Source organism: Rhodococcus tibetensis, from assembly GCF_024438035.1.
In the GTDB taxonomy this organism is placed as follows: Bacteria; Actinomycetota; Actinomycetes; order Mycobacteriales; family Mycobacteriaceae; genus Rhodococcus_F; species Rhodococcus_F tibetensis.
Window position 1 is genome coordinate 70,199 of sequence record NZ_JANFQF010000005.1, and the last position, 14,668, is coordinate 84,866.

Sequence of the window (14,668 nt, forward strand, 5' to 3'; positions counted from 1 at the left end):
AACCTGTCCGTGGAAATTTCACAGTGCTATGCGCCTGGCCTGTGCGCAGGGGAATGCGAAATCTCGGCTAGGTGGTGGGAATGGCGAAGAGCAGGGTGCACACGGCGATGGAGACACCGAAGAGTGCAATCATCACGGCGTATCCGAGATTGCGTCGACTGGGGGAAATCGCCGGGTCCATCCACCAACCGAACGCCTTGAAGGCGGCCGGGACCGCCCACCACCCGAGGATCTGGGTGGTGACGACGTTGCCGATGAACAGCGCGACGGCCACCGGGACCCCACGAGCCTCGATCAGCGGAGCACTGACGAAATGGCCCCAGATCACCACCAGCGGATACAACACCAGGAGCACCAGAAGGTTGCTTCGCGCGACCGGAACCTCCGCGGACTGTACGTTTTTCGCCCCGCGAAACCAGAAGTCGAAACCGTAACTGGCCCTGCGGACTCGAAGGTCCTGATTGAACTTTGCGCCCTGTTCGAGGAGTTCGGCGCGCTCCGCCGAGTTCAGCCATCGCTCGAGATTGTCCTCGGTGTCGAAGCTGAGAACGATCGTCCAGTCCTCGGTGACGCCCCGAACAGGCCGCTCCACCTTGTGCCCGCGAAAACCCACGAACCGGGCCTCGGCGGCGGAAATCCGACGCTGCCAATCCAGAAATGCGGACTCGTCCTCGGGATCGATGCGGCAGGAGATGACCACCGATGACGCAGCCTGCGCGGCGGTCTGTTCACCGGTCAGGAGATGGACGTCCTCGTTGCCGATGAACGCGTGCTTGATCTCCGCGACGAGGGCGGTCCGATCGTCACTGTCCAGCCACGTTCTGGCGTCGTCGAGTGTGGAGAACCTCTGGACGGTCACCCAGTCGTCCTGTACGGGCGGAGACGGTGGGATGACGTCCTGATCGATGAATCCTGGACGACCCGACAGGATCTCGGCCGACCGCAGCTCCCAGCGCCAGTACTCGTCGAAACTGGCGTCGTCGATCCGGCGTTGGAAGATGATCGACACCGGCGATTGCGCCGAATCGCGGGCGGAGCGAGGCACCGCGTTCACCCCCATCGGTTCGGCCAGGGCAGTGTGCGACCGGGTTTGTCGGATCATATCGCCGGTCTCGGCGGCGGCGCGGAATTTCCTCCACTTGTCGGAACTGGGCCCATCCACGTCCGTCGCGGTGACGGATAGCGGAGAGGGTCGGAGAATCACGGAAGGTCCATGATGAGCGGAGTTGGCGTGAACGGACTCGTTGACCACCAGTTCGACGCGCTGAAAAGACGCGCTTCACGGCCTGTATTCCGAATGGGATTCGGCAGACGAAGCCTTCGAGGTGCTGGTCATCGAGTCGAAGAACCGCAACATCAAGCTGCGAGTAATCGCCGAGGAGGTGCTCCAGGAACTGCAGGAACGATGAGGCGGCGGCGCCGCCTCGACTTCTGAACCGGCGCCGCCTGGACGATCCAATGGTCCGGAACACTGGAACGCCTGGTGTCGCGGTTACCCGGGTTGCCTGGAGTGAAACAAGTGCCACAGACGAACGAGCCCACCCGGGGAAATCAGCTGCATGCAGCCGACGCCACGGATGGGCTCGTTCGGGAGAACAATCCCGCGCGAACGCGGGCTCTTGCGACTTACACGTCGTAGTACAGCTGGAACTCGTAGGGGTGCGGCCGGAGGTTGACCGGAGCGATTTCCTGCTCACGCTTGAGCGAGATCCAGGTCTCGATCAGGTCGGACGTGAACACGCCACCCTCGGTGAGGTAGTCGTGGTCTGCCTCGAGGCGATCGATCACTGCCGACAGGCTGGTGGGGGCCTGCGGGATGTTGCGGGCCTCCTCCGGCGGGAGCTCGTAGAGGTCCTTGTCGACCGGAGCCTGCGGCTCGATCTTGTTCTTGATGCCGTCCAGGCCGGCCATCATCTGCGCCGCGAAGTTCAGGTAGGGGTTACCCGAGGAGTCGGGGGCGCGGAATTCGAGGCGCTTGGCCTTCGGGTTGTTACCGGTGATCGGGATACGCACCGCGGCCGAGCGGTTGCGCTGGCTGTACACCAGGTTGATGGGGGCCTCGTAGCCCGGCACCAGACGGTGGTACGAGTTGACGGTCGGGTTGGTGAACGCCAGCAGCGACGGAGCGTGGTGCAGGATGCCGCCGATGTAGTGACGCGCCATGTCCGACAGACCCGCGTAGCCGGCCTCGTCGTGGAACAGCGGCTTGCCGTCCTTCCACAGCGACTGGTGGACGTGCATGCCCGAGCCGTTGTCGCCGAACAGCGGCTTCGGCATGAAGGTCGCGGACTTGCCGTGCTTCCACGCGGTGTTCTTCACGATGTACTTGAACAGCTGCAGGTCGTCTGCGGCCGCGAGGAGCGTGTTGAACTTGTAGTTGATCTCGGCCTGGCCGGCGGTGCCGACCTCGTGGTGACCGCGCTCGAGTTCGAAACCGGCGTTCTGCAGGTTGGTGGAGATCTCGTCACGCAGGTCCACGTAGTGGTCGTACGGTGCGACGGGGAAGTAGCCGCCCTTGGGGCGGACCTTGTAGCCCAGGTTGGGGCTGCCGTCGGCGTTGAGTTCGGCGCCCGTGTTCCAGGATGCGGAGACCGAGTCGATCTCGTAGAAAGAGCCGTTCATCTGGGAGTCGTAGCGGATCGAGTCGAAGATGTAGAACTCGGCCTCGGCGCCGAAGAACGCCGTGTCGGCGATACCCGTCGACTTCAAGTATTCCTCGGCCTTGCGTGCGACGTTGCGAGGGTCGCGACTGTAGGACTCACGCGTGAACGGGTCGTGGACGAAGAAGTTCACGTTCAGTGTCTTGGCGGCACGGAAAGGGTCGATCTGCGCGGTTGCGACGTCGGGGAGGAGCATCATGTCCGACTCGTGGATCGACTGGAAGCCGCGGACGGACGAACCGTCGAACGCGAGGCCGTCCTCGAAGACATCCTGGGTGAACGCAGAGGCCGGGATCGAGAAGTGCTGTTGGACGCCGGGAAGGTCACTGAACCGAATGTCGACATACTCGACGTTCTCGTCCGCGATGAACTTGATGACCTCTTCGGCCGTGGTGAACGCCACGCTTGTGCTCCTTAAGTCGCTTCAGCCAAGTAGATATTGGCGAATTCGTCGTGCCAGACGGTATGGACCTGGTGTTGCCCGCTGGTCAACCTTTTGTTTCCGGCATGTTACGCGTTGCAACGTCCTGGGCTTTTACAACCGGGTGTGACTGCGCACACAGCCCCAAAGTCCAGTGTGAGGTGCCCCGAGCGGCGACGCCTATCCTGGACAGCATGGCACGTATCACCGGCTCCTGGCTCTCCGGACCCTCGGCTGCCCTACCGAACGGGGCACCCGAGGCGCAACAGTCCTATCGAGGTGAACGCCTCGGATTGCCGGCTGGCGGGCCCGGCGCACTCGTCGGCACCGGGCGCCGTCTGGCCGCCCTCATGATCGACTGGGTGTCATCGGCAGGCGTTGCCGCGCTCATCATCGGCGACAATCCACTCGAAGGACCGCTGTCGACTGTCACGTTGCTCGTGTGGTTCGTCGTCGGAATCGCGGCCGTTACCTTGTTCTCCTTCACCCCCGGCCAGTTGTGCCTGGGTATGCGGGTGGCACGAGTAGACGGTCCGGCACGTGTCGGCTTCGTCCGCGCGCTGGTGCGCCAGGCCCTGCTCGTCTTCGTCGTGCCGGGCACCATCACCGACGTCGACGGCCGCGGCATGCAGGACCGCGCCACCGGCACCGCCCTCGTGCGCACACGCTGATTCACTCAGAACGCCGATGCCGGGCCGCTGCAGTGCGACTGCATCGGCCCGGCATCGGGCTGTGGGACCAGCGAAATCAGCGACGACGGATCGTGCGCTGCACCCCGCGCATCTTGGCGCCGCCCGGCATCGGCCCCTTGGGCAGTGCCGCACCACCGCTGCGGCTGCTCAGTGCGGCGAGACGCGACTCGATGGCGTCCATTCGCTTGGTGTCGATGTTCTTCGGGAGCTTGTTCAAGTGTTTCTGCAGCTGCGAGAGCGGCACCTGACCCTCGTCGTTGCCGATGACGATGTCGTAGATCGGTGTGTCACCGACGAGTCGGGCGGTCTTCTTCTTTTCCTGGGCGAGCAGCGACTTGACCCGCTGCGGTGAGCCTTCGGCGACGAGGATCACGCCGGGGCGTCCGATCACGCGGTGCACAGCATCGAGCTGAGTGGTACCGGCGACAGCACTGGTCACTCGCCAAGCACCCTGCATGTTGTCGAGCGCCCACGCGGCAGCGCCCGCCTGCCCTTCGGCCTTTCCGTACACCGTCTTCTGCACCCGCCGACCGAAGATGATGAAAGCTCCGAGGACGCCGAGCAGGAGACCGATGGGCAGCAGAAGCCACTGAATGCCCCAGATCAGACCGACGAGGAAGAACACCACCGCGAGTCCGACGAGCGTGCCGAGCATGAGCGGCAGCAGAAGCTTGTCTTCCTTGCGCTGCATCTGGAAGGCCTGCCAGAGCTGAGTTCTACGCTCCTTCGACGCCTGCCTGCGAGCTGCCTTGGCGGCTGCTTTCGCTTCCTTGCCGGGTTTGCCCGCTTTACCAGATTTACTGCCGTTCGCCATGCTGTTCAGGATACGTGCCTGGCAGTGGGGACCGATGACCCGTCCGGTGTTGGTCACCGCGGCCGCGGCGGGCTACCGTGCGAGCCGCGCCATGAGGGAGCTCGCTTCCTGCGACGCGCTGCCGCCCTCCGTGAGATGCGCTTGCCCGGCGGGCAGTTCACGGCCGTGGTGCGCCATCGCCTGCGCGTAGAGCCGACCGGCCCGATACGACGAGCGGACCAGTGGCCCGGCCATGACACCGGCGAAGCCGATCTGTTCCGCGGTGGTGGAATGCTCCACGAATTCCTCGGGCTTGACCCAACGCTCGACGGGGTGGTGCCGCGGCGAAGGACGCAGGTACTGCGTGATGGTGATGATGTCGCAGCCGGCGTCGTGCAGGTCGTGCAGGGCTTGGGTGACCTCGTCCGGAGTTTCACCCATTCCCAGAATCAGGTTGGACTTGGTGACGAGACCGTCTTCGCGCGCCGCGGTGATCACGTCGAGGCTGCGCTGGTAGCGGAATGCCGGACGGATGCGCTTGAAGATTCGGGGCACGGTCTCGACGTTGTGCGCGAGCACCTCCGGCCGCGTCGAGAACACCTCGGCGAGTTGCTCGGGTTTCGCGTTGAAATCCGGGATCAGCAATTCGACGCCGGTGCCGGGATTGAGCTGGTGGATCAGGCGCACCGTTTCGGCGTAGAGCCAGGCCCCACCGTCCTCGAGGTCGTCACGGGCGACACCGGTGATGGTCGAGTAGCGCAGTCCCATGGCCTGAACGGACTCGGCGACCCGGCGCGGTTCGTCACGGTCGAGATCGTCGGGCTTGCCGGTGTCGATCTGGCAGAAGTCGCAGCGGCGGGTGCATTGCTCGCCGCCGATGAGGAAGGTCGCCTCGCGGTCTTCCCAGCATTCGTAAATGTTTGGGCAGCCGGCTTCTTCGCAGACGGTGTGCAAACCCTCGCGTTTGACGAGGCCCTTGAGCTCGGAGTATTCCGGGCCCATCTTTGCTCTCGTCTTGATCCAGTTCGGTTTGCGTTCGATTGGGGTCTCCGCATTTCGGATCTCGAGGCGGAGCAATTTGCGTCCTTCTGGGGCCACAGTCACGGAACCGATGGTACGCCCGGCCCGGGTCGCCCAGCGGGCCGGGGACGCTCGTCAGCCGTACTGAACAGTAGTGAAGGTGGGCCCCGAAGGGGAGGTCTCGGCGGCGGCAGCAGCGTCGAACTCGACCCGCTCGATGTTGTGGTCGGTGATCGGCAGTGTGCCTTCGAGTGCAGCGACGACCGCGTCGGTCACCGCAGGAGTGACCTCCTCGACCGTCACGTCACGGTCGAGTTCGCGCGAGAGAGAGGTGACACCGGCGTCGCGGATGCCGCACGGAATGATGTTGTCGAACCCCGTGAGAACGGAATTGCAGTTGAGCGAGAAGCCGTGGAGCGCGACACCACGCTGCACCCGCACTCCGAAGGCGGCGACCTTGCGCTCGGGCAGCCACTGCCCGTCGGTCAGGGAGGCAGGCAACCACACACCGGAACGACCCTCGACGCGACCGCATTCCAGGCCGAGGTCGGTGCACACGAGGATCAGTGCCTGCTCCAGCCGGCGCACGTACCGCACGACGTCGACCGGTTCGGCCAGCTTCACGATCGGGTAGCCCACCAACTGTCCCGGACCGTGCCAGGTGATCTTCCCGCCGCGGTCGACATCGATCACGGGGGTGCCGTCGCTCGGCCTGTCCTCGGGCTCCGTCCGCCGCCCGGCGGTGTACACGGGCGGGTGTTCGAGGAGTAGCAGTGTGTCGGCTCCGACGTTCTCGGCGCGTTGGGTGGCGAGTGCGCGCTGACGATCCCACGCATCGAGGTAGTCGATCCGGCCGAGGTGTTCCACGGTGATCGGGTCGCGGCTGAAACGGGCCGAAAGTGTCGCGCTGCTCATGCGCTAGAGGTTACGCCGGGCGGACATGCCGGCCGAAGTGACCTCGTTCACCGGATGAGGCAGGCATCGAGTGCCTCACCGATCGTGTTGTGGCGGAAGGAGAAGCCGGAGGCTTCCAGGACGGAAGGAATGGCGCGCTGCCCGGCGAGAATGCCCTCCCGCGCGAACTCGCCCACCACCGCGTTCAATGCGAAACCCGGAACGATCCACGGTGCGGGACGGTGCAGCGTCCGCGCCACAGCACTGTTGAACTGGGCGTTGGTGACGGGTGCAGGTCCGGTCAGATTGACCGGTCCGGCGATGTCGTCGTGGGCGAGGAGGAACTTGATGGCATCCACCTCGTCCTCCAGCGAGATCCATGACAGGTACTGGCGGCCGTCGCCGAGCCGCCCGCCCAGGCCCAACGAATACAGCCGCCGCAGCTTGCCGAGCAGCCCTCCGCGCGGCGAGAGGACGATCCCGCTGCGGACCAGGACCGTCCGGACATTGGACGCGACAGCAGGAGCCGCGGCCGCCTCCCAGTCACGACAGGTGTCCGCCAGGAATCCGGAACCCGACGGCGAATCCTCGTCGACGATGTGGTTGCCCGTGTCGCCGTAGTAGCCGACCGCGCTGGCGCTGACGAATACGGGGACCCGAGATTCTGCGACCGCCTCGGCCAGCACGTCGGTGGCCGCGATGCGGCTGTCCCGAACCAGCTGCTTGTACGCCCCGGTCCATCGTTTGTCGCCGATGCCCACACCACACAAATTCACGACCGCGTCGGCGTCGGCGAGAATGCCCGTGTCGAGGCGGTCCTTCTGCGGATCCCACCGCGATTCGTCGGGGCCTGCCGTCGCCCGTCGCACCAGACGCACGACGTCGTGGCCGTCACTACGCAGAGACGAGACGAGCGAAGTTCCGATCAGCCCTGAGGAGCCGGCGATGACCACTCGCATGTGCAACAGCCTCCTTCACAAGGGCAGGGGCACCATTCCTGAGTGAAATGGTGCCCCTGCGCGAAATCCGAACCGTGCCGACTCCGCGTGCTACAGGCCGAGATCAGCCTCGAACGACGCGTCTTCCAGGCGCTGCTTGACCGTGGTCAGGAAGCGTCCGGCGTCGGCACCGTCCACCAGTCGGTGGTCGTAGGTGAGCGGCAGGTAGCACATCGAACGGACGCCGATGGATTCGCTGCCGGACTCGTCCGTCACGACGACGGGGCGCTTGACGATCGCGCCGGTACCGAGCATCGCCGCCTGCGGGGGCACGAGGATCGGGGTGTCGAACAGTGCGCCCTGGCTGCCGATGTTCGTGATCGTGAACGTGCCACCGGACAGCTCGTCGGGCTTGAGGCCACCGGACCGGGCGCGCTTCGCGATGTCAGCAATGGCGCGGGCCAGACCGGCGAGCGACAGGTCGCCCGCGTTGTGGATCACCGGGGAGAGCAAACCCTGCTCGGTGTCGACCGCGATACCCAGGTGCTCGGCGTCGTAGTAGGTGATCTGCTTGTTCGCCTCGTCGTAGCTGGCGTTGACGTTCGGGTGTGACTTCAACGCCTCGACGACGGCCTTCGCGAAGAACGGGAGGAACGTGAGCTTGACGCCCTCGCGCTCGAGGAAGGTGTTCTTTGCCCGCGCACGCAAGGTCGCGATCCTGGTGACATCCACCTCGAAGGTCTGGGTGAGCTGCGCCGTGGTCTGCAGCGACTCCCGCGTCTTCGTCGCCGTGATCTGGCGAATACGGTTGGCCTTCTGCGTTGTTCCGCGCAGGTGGGCCAGTTCCGGGCGAACTCCGGCGGAGGCGGGCGCCGGTGCTGCGGCAGCCGCAGCGGGTGCCGCGGCCGGTGCCGCGGCGGGAGCCTTCTTGGCCTCGGCGGCCGCGAGGACGTCCTGCTTGCGGATGCGGCCACCGACACCGGTACCCGTGATCGAGGACAGGTCGACGTCGTTGTCCGCGGCGAGCTTGCGGACGAGGGGCGTGACGTAAGGGGTGCTGTCGCCGGAGGTCGCCGCGGGTGCGGACGCGGCGGCGGGTGCCGGTGCGCTCTTGGCGGGTTCCGCCTTCGCGGGCTCAGGCTTGGATTCGGGCTTCGGTTCCGCCTTGGGCTCGGCCTTGGCGGGCTCGGGAGTCGGCTCGGGCTTCGGAGCAGGCTCAGCGGCGGGCGAGCCGGATCCGATGACGGCGAGCTGGCCGCCGACGGAAACCGTGTCGTCCTCTTGCGCACTGATCTCGAGAAGAGTGCCCGCCACAGGGGACGGAATCTCGGTATCGACCTTGTCGGTGGAGACCTCGACGAGCGGCTCGTCCACGGCAACCTCGTCACCGATGGCCTTCAGCCACCGGGTCACGGTGCCTTCGGTGACGGACTCGCCCAGTTCGGGCATCGTCACCGGGGTGCCGTCGGAGCTTCCGCTGCCGGACGCCGCCGGGGCGGTGTCACCGGCCGGTGCCTCTCGGGCGGGTTCCGCGGCCGGTTCTTCGGCGGCAGGCTCGGGTGCAGAGTCGGACGACGGCGCTTCACCGTCGTCACCGATCACGGCAAGCTCGCCACCAATTTCCACGGTGTCGTCTTCCTGAGCGACGATTTTGCTGAGCACGCCGGCCACGGGGGACGGGATCTCCGTGTCCACCTTGTCCGTGGAGACTTCGAGCAAGGGTTCGTCAACTTCGACCGTGTCTCCTTCCTGCTTGAGCCATCGCGTGACAGTTCCCTCGGTGACACTCTCACCAAGCGCTGGCATCTGGACGGAGAAGGCCATGTCTTTTGACTCCTCGACAGTTGTGTTCGGGTTGTTGAATTTTGTCGACTTGTGGTCGTGAACCATTGTGCTCGAGATGCACATTTCTTGCGGCTACTCGCAGGTAATTCCGATTCGTCGTCACCCACTCGCTGTGTCGGCGCTCCACATCTTTCCATTGATCCGAGGCGCGCGTCCGTCGAGGGTTCCCCCACGTCGGCTCGGGTGTGTCGCGGCGTTCTCCCTACTGACGAGTAGTTTCCGAATGCGGCACCGAGGGGAAGTGGCCTGGCAAACTGGGGGAACAACGCCGGCACCGCCCGGCGCACGCTCCCGAGGAGGCCAGCCGTGGGGTTGTTCGACCGTTTCTCGCGACGACGATCCGGCCGATCCCAGGCGTCGCCCGAGGACGCTTCCTATCTGGCGAACTGGGCCCGAACCCACGTTGGCGTCGAGGCATATGTGGAACCGCAAACCACGGTGACCGAGGTCACCGTCGTCCTGGTCGCCGCCGACGGGGAATGGACCCGGCGCCGAGTCGGCGGCGAACGTGGTGCCCGCAAGCTCGGCGAGGATCTGCACATTCCCGTCTACGACGTCCGCAAGACCGGATACCCGCAGCGCATGCGCGACCACGACGCGCGACGCCGCATCGAACGCAAACGCGAGCGGGAACGCGACCTGTAGGTCCTTCGGACCCGTGCGTGGTTGACGAGTCCAGGGACTCGTCGACCCCGCACAGGCGCGGAGCGCCTACCCGTGGGTGGCAATATCCTCGATCACCGAGATCATGGTGCGCACGGGCACGCCGGTGCCGCCGCGGCCGGTGTATCCCCACGGCCCCGACGAGTTGTAGGCCGGACCGGCGACGTCGATGTGCGCCCACTGGACGCCGTCGGCGACGAATTCTTTCAGGTACAGGGCCGCTGCGAGCATGCCGCCCCAGCGGTGGTTGGTGACGTTGGCGAGGTCGGCGACCTTCGAATCGAGGTCGGAGCGCAGCTCCGCGGGGAGGGGCATCGCCCAGGCGTTCTCGCCGATCGCCTGGGAGATTGCCGCCACCCGGTCCCGGAATTCGTCGGTGCCCATCACACCGGGCGTGCGATTGCCGAGCGCGACCATCTGCGCGCCGGTGAGAGTCGCGGTGTCGATCAGGTAATCGGGGTCGTCCTCGCAGGCGCGGACGATGGCGTCGGCGAGGATCAGGCGCCCTTCTGCATCCGTGTTGATGACCTCGACGGTGGTACCGCCGTATTGGGTCAGGACATCACCGGGACGCTGGGCGGTGGACGACGGCATGTTCTCGGCCATCGGCACAGTGGCGATGACGTCGACGGGCAGTCCGAGTTTCGCGGCGAGGACGACGGTCGCGACAACTGCTGCGGCCCCGCCCATGTCGGACGTCATGTTCTCCATGCCTGCCGCCGGCTTGATCGAGATCCCGCCGGTGTCGAAGGTGATGCCCTTACCGACGAGAGCGACCTTGGGGGCGTTCCGCTTCTTCGCCGAGTAACTCAGCCGGACCAGACGAGGCAGACGGGACGACCCCTTACCCACTCCGAGGATTCCGCCGAATCCGTTCTTCTCCAGCGCCTTCTCGTCGAGGACCTCGACTTTCAATCCGGCCTCTGTACCGAGAGCCTTTGCGCGCTCGGCGAACTCGGCGGGAAACAGGTGACTCGGGGGAGTATTGACGAACTCGCGCGCGGTAGCGACGGCCTCGGCGATCGCGGCGGACCGCGCCAGTGTCTCCTTCGCTTCCTTCGTGCGGGGGGACGACACGAGCAGCTCGACCCGTGAGACCGGTTGTGCATCGGGTCCGGGTGCCGACTTCGCGGACTTGAACTCCGTGAATCGATATGCGCCGAGCGCGAAACCCTCGGCTGCGGCACCGAGATCCAACGAGGACAGGGTGGTGGCGACGGTGTCGACGCCGCCGAGTGAGCGGGCCGCAGCCCCTGCGGACCGGCGTATCTGCTCCGCGTCGAGCTTGTCTGCCGCGCCGAGTCCGACCGCGAGGACACTGTCGACCCCAAGCGTGTCGGGAGCGGGGATGCGCAGGGTTTCCTCCGCCTTGCCCTTGGCTCCGACCGCGACGAACCGGTCGAGGAGGCCGGCGAGGACCGATTCGTCGACGATGCCGTCGCCGAGTGCGATCTCGGGGCCGTCCGAAGTGGACGTCAGTCCGATCACCAGCACGTCCACCCGCTTGCCGACAGTGCCTGCAAGGGCGAGTTGTGGTCCGAGGGGTCGAGCTGTGCGAGTGCTCACGGTGTCTCCTGAAGCAGTTCGGGGTCGGGTAGTGCCGGGCCGGCCGGCGCTCGTCCCGATGGTAGTGCGGGCTCAGCGTCGTCGGCCCGGCATGCCCTCGGCCGTCGCTTGCCCGGCGTGCCCGGGGGTCCGATAGGTTTGAGGCCATGACCGAGGAGCAACTGTCGCAAGGGCCAGTCCACGCTGTTCACGTCGAACTCGGGGCCACATTCGCTCCTTTCGGTGGGTGGGAGATGCCGGTTTCGTATGCGGGTGTCGTTGCCGAGCACACCGCGGTGCGTGAATCGGTGGGGGTGTTCGACGTCAGCCATCTGGGCAAGGCCCTCGTGCGCGGCACGGGAGCAGCTGCTTTCGTCAACGCGGCATTCACCAACGATCTGGACAAAATCGGCCCCGGCAAGGCGCAGTACACGCTCTGCTGCACTCCCTCCGGCGGAGTGATCGACGATCTGATTGCCTACTACGTGAGCCCCGAAGAGGTATTCCTCGTCCCCAACGCCGCCAACACCGCTGATGTCGTTGCGGCGCTGACGGCCCAGGCGCCCGAGGGAGTCACCGTCGACAGCTGCCACCGGGACTTCGGTGTGATCGCCGTCCAGGGGCCGAAGTCGCCGGAGGTGCTCGGCGCACTCGGCTTGCCGACCGACATCGAGTACATGGGCTTTGCGGACGCGACGTGGGAAGGCGTGCCCGTGCGGGTGTGTCGCAGCGGGTACACCGGCGAAATCGGCTTCGAACTCTTGCCCCGCTGGGACGACAGCGAGAAGCTGTTCCGGGCCGTGCTCGAACAGGTTCGGGCGCGCGGCGGTCAGGTGGCCGGTCTCGGCGCCCGCGATACCTTGCGGACGGAGATGGGATACCCGCTGCACGGTCACGAGTTGTCGTTGGAGATCTCCCCGCTCGAGGCGCGGTGCGGCTGGGCGATCGGATGGAACAAACCGAAGTTCTGGGGCAAGGAAACCCTCGCCGACGAGAAAGCTGCCGGTCCCGCTCGCAAGTTATGGGGCATCAAGGCGCTCGACCGCGGGGTTCTGCGCGCAGGACAGAGCGTGCTGCGCGACGGCGAGGCCATCGGTGAGACCACGTCGGGCACCTTCTCGCCCACACTCAAGGTCGGGATCGCCCTTGCTCTGCTCGATTCGGACGCCGGTGTCGCGGCCGGTGACGAGATCGAGGTGGACGTGCGCGGACGCGTGTTGCGAGCCGAGGTCGTGTCTCCGCCGTTCGTGAAGACCAGCACAAAGTAGCCGGCGCTGGCGAACCCCTCTCGGGCGCTGGGAAGCGGGAGGGGTTCGATAGGATCACCGGCATGACAGGTGTCACCGAGTTCCTTCGCGTCCCACATCCTTCCCCCGCCTCCGACGAGGCTCGGCGAGAGATATTGGCGGCGCCCGGATTCGGTCGGTACTTCACGGACCACATGGTGTCGATCACCTACTCCGCCGCCCACGGCTGGCACGACGCCCGGGTGGAACCCTACGGTCCGCTGCAACTCGATCCGGCGGCCATGGTCCTGCACTACGGGCAGGCCATCTTCGAGGGCCTCAAGGCGTACCGGCAGCCGGACGGCGGCATCGCGACGTTCCGCATCGAGGCGAACGCGGAACGCCTCGTCACATCGGCTCGCCGGCTCGCGATGCCCGAGCTTCCCGCCGAGTTGTTCGTCAAGTCGATCACCGAACTCCTCGACGTCGATCACGAGTGGGTGCCTGCCGCGGGTGGTGAGGATGCGCTGTACCTGCGTCCTTTCATGTTCTCCACCGAGGCCGGACTGGGTGTGCGGCCGGCCGACGAGTACCGCTACCTCCTGATCGCCTCGCCCGCGGGGGCCTATTTTCCACGCGGCGTGAAGCCGGTCAGAGTGTGGCTCTCGACGGAGTACGTGCGGGCCGCTCCCGGGGGCACCGGCGCGGCCAAGTTCGCCGGCAACTACGCGGCTTCCCTTCTCGCTCAGGCCCAGGCGGCCGACGAGGGCTGCGATCAAGTGGTGTGGCTCGACGCCCTCGAGCGTGCATACGTCGAGGAAATGGGCGGGATGAATCTCTTCTTCGTCTACGGGTCCGGTTCCGACGCCCGCCTCGTGACGCCCTCGCTGTCCGGGTCGTTGCTCCCGGGCATCACCCGCAATTCGCTGCTGACCCTGGCGACCGACGCCGGTTTCGCAGTCGAGGAACGTCGCATCAGCACCGAGGAATGGCGAACCAAGGCCCAGTCGGGGGAGATCACCGAGGTATTCGCCTGCGGCACCGCGGCAGTCATCACTCCGGTGGGACGGGTCAAGTCGGCCGAGGGCGAGTTCGTCGTGGCCGACGGCGAACCCGGCGAGGTCACCATGGCCCTGCGGGACACGCTCACCGGAATTCAGCGTGGCACGTTCGCCGACACCCACGGCTGGATGCACAAGCTTCGCTGAACCGGGGCGTCGCCGCGGTCGTTCAGAACGCGAATCCGACCGCCGTGGCAGCAACCGTGATTTCGATCGCGGCACCCAGCACGTCACCGTTCACGCCGGCGAACCGGCGGACACAGTGCGCCACCAGCAGTGCTGTCAGGGCGAGGGTCACCGCGACCACGACGAGTCCCTGCTCCCAGTCGGCGCCGCACCATGCTGCTGCGGCCAACAGCGGGACCGTCCACGCGAGCGCCGTCCACCACGACTGCGTCTCGGCGACGAGTGCGCCGAAACCCTCGGTGGCGGACGCGGGAACGCCACGACGGCAAGCAAATACGACGGCCACACGCCCAGCCGCCACGGCTACTGCTACAGCACCGTACTGCCCTGCGACAGCGAGTGATCCGAAAGCAAGGGCTTGTGTCCCCAGGCAGATCAGCAGGGCGCACACACCGAATGGGCCTGCGCCACCGCTGTGCATGACCGCCCTCGCGCGCTCCGGCGGTCCGTAACACCCGAGACCGTCGACGGTGTCGGACAACCCGTCGACATGCATGCCACGAGTGGCGAGCGCGAGCGCGCCGACCGTCAACAGTCCCCCCAGCACCGGGTCCAGTCCGGCCGACACCAGGAGCCACAACAAGCCGGCAGCCAAGGAACCTAGAGCCGCACCGGTTACCGGTGCGAAGCGGATCGCGCGTCCGCCTGCCGCGCGGTCCACGGTGCCGGGACCGCGGAGCGGGAGGACCGTCAACCAGGAGAACGCGAGCGACAATCCCGACAC

General features: G+C 66.2%; 13 protein-coding genes. 4 read left to right on the forward strand and 9 right to left on the reverse strand.

From position 1 onward, the window contains the following. Positions 1-67: 67 nt before the first annotated feature. Complete coding sequence (locus NOF53_RS07340) at positions 68-1,102, reverse strand: putative antibiotic biosynthesis monooxygenase (RefSeq protein ID WP_255966831.1); 1,035 nt, start codon at positions 1,100-1,102, stop codon at positions 68-70. A gap of 524 nt (positions 1,103-1,626) precedes the next feature. After that, on the reverse strand, positions 1,627-3,063 hold the full coding sequence (glnA, locus tag NOF53_RS07345; RefSeq protein ID WP_109329159.1) for a type I glutamate--ammonia ligase: 1,437 nt from the start codon (positions 3,061-3,063) through the stop codon (positions 1,627-1,629). 212 nt (positions 3,064-3,275) lie between these two features. On the opposite strand from glnA, the gene NOF53_RS07350 reads away from it, so the two are divergent. Then, positions 3,276-3,752, forward strand: coding sequence for an RDD family protein (locus NOF53_RS07350; protein ID WP_255966834.1), 477 nt, complete (start codon positions 3,276-3,278; stop codon positions 3,750-3,752). 76 nt (positions 3,753-3,828) lie between these two features. On the opposite strand, the gene NOF53_RS07355 is transcribed toward NOF53_RS07350, so the two are convergent. The 5 genes from NOF53_RS07355 to sucB all read right to left on the reverse strand — a co-directional run bounded on the left by NOF53_RS07355 (position 3,829) and on the right by sucB (position 9,242). Beyond that, positions 3,829-4,587: a DUF4191 domain-containing protein gene (locus NOF53_RS07355; protein ID WP_255966836.1), complete on the reverse strand. Its 759-nt coding sequence runs from the start codon at positions 4,585-4,587 to the stop codon at positions 3,829-3,831. Positions 4,588-4,659: 72 nt separating this feature from the next. Then, positions 4,660-5,670 carry a lipoyl synthase gene (gene lipA / locus NOF53_RS07360; RefSeq protein WP_255966838.1) on the reverse strand — a complete coding sequence of 337 codons (1,011 nt, stop codon included), beginning with the start codon at positions 5,668-5,670 and terminating at the stop codon, positions 4,660-4,662. Between the two features lie 51 nt (positions 5,671-5,721). Further along, positions 5,722-6,501 carry a lipoyl(octanoyl) transferase LipB gene (lipB, locus tag NOF53_RS07365; protein ID WP_255966840.1) on the reverse strand — a complete coding sequence of 260 codons (780 nt, stop codon included), beginning with the start codon at positions 6,499-6,501 and terminating at the stop codon, positions 5,722-5,724. 47 nt (positions 6,502-6,548) lie between these two features. Continuing rightward, entirely contained in the window at positions 6,549-7,439 is an 891-nt protein-coding gene (locus tag NOF53_RS07370; protein WP_255966842.1) for a TIGR01777 family oxidoreductase, read from the reverse strand. A gap of 90 nt (positions 7,440-7,529) precedes the next feature. Continuing rightward, on the reverse strand, positions 7,530-9,242 hold the full coding sequence (sucB, locus tag NOF53_RS07375) for a 2-oxoglutarate dehydrogenase, E2 component, dihydrolipoamide succinyltransferase (RefSeq protein ID WP_255966844.1): 1,713 nt from the start codon (positions 9,240-9,242) through the stop codon (positions 7,530-7,532). Positions 9,243-9,569: 327 nt separating this feature from the next. Here sucB and NOF53_RS07380 point away from each other — a divergent pair, with 327 nt between their 5' ends. After that, positions 9,570-9,908, forward strand: a complete 339-nt coding sequence (locus tag NOF53_RS07380) for an oxidoreductase (protein ID WP_255966846.1) — start codon at positions 9,570-9,572, stop codon at positions 9,906-9,908. A 66-nt stretch (positions 9,909-9,974) separates the two neighbouring features. On the opposite strand, the gene NOF53_RS07385 is transcribed toward NOF53_RS07380, so the two are convergent. Beyond that, positions 9,975-11,492: a leucyl aminopeptidase gene (locus NOF53_RS07385; RefSeq protein ID WP_255966848.1), complete on the reverse strand. Its 1,518-nt coding sequence runs from the start codon at positions 11,490-11,492 to the stop codon at positions 9,975-9,977. A gap of 146 nt (positions 11,493-11,638) precedes the next feature. Between NOF53_RS07385 and gcvT the strand changes: the two genes are divergently transcribed. Both gcvT and NOF53_RS07395 read left to right on the forward strand, forming a co-directional pair. After that, positions 11,639-12,739: a glycine cleavage system aminomethyltransferase GcvT gene (gcvT, locus tag NOF53_RS07390; RefSeq protein WP_255966850.1), complete on the forward strand. Its 1,101-nt coding sequence runs from the start codon at positions 11,639-11,641 to the stop codon at positions 12,737-12,739. A 62-nt stretch (positions 12,740-12,801) separates the two neighbouring features. After that, a complete protein-coding gene (locus NOF53_RS07395) occupies positions 12,802-13,905 on the forward strand; it encodes a branched-chain amino acid aminotransferase (RefSeq protein WP_255966852.1) in 1,104 nt (367 codons plus the stop codon). 22 nt (positions 13,906-13,927) lie between these two features. On the opposite strand, the gene NOF53_RS07400 is transcribed toward NOF53_RS07395, so the two are convergent. Further along, positions 13,928-14,668, reverse strand: a complete 741-nt coding sequence (locus NOF53_RS07400; RefSeq protein ID WP_255966854.1) for an adenosylcobinamide-GDP ribazoletransferase — start codon at positions 14,666-14,668, stop codon at positions 13,928-13,930.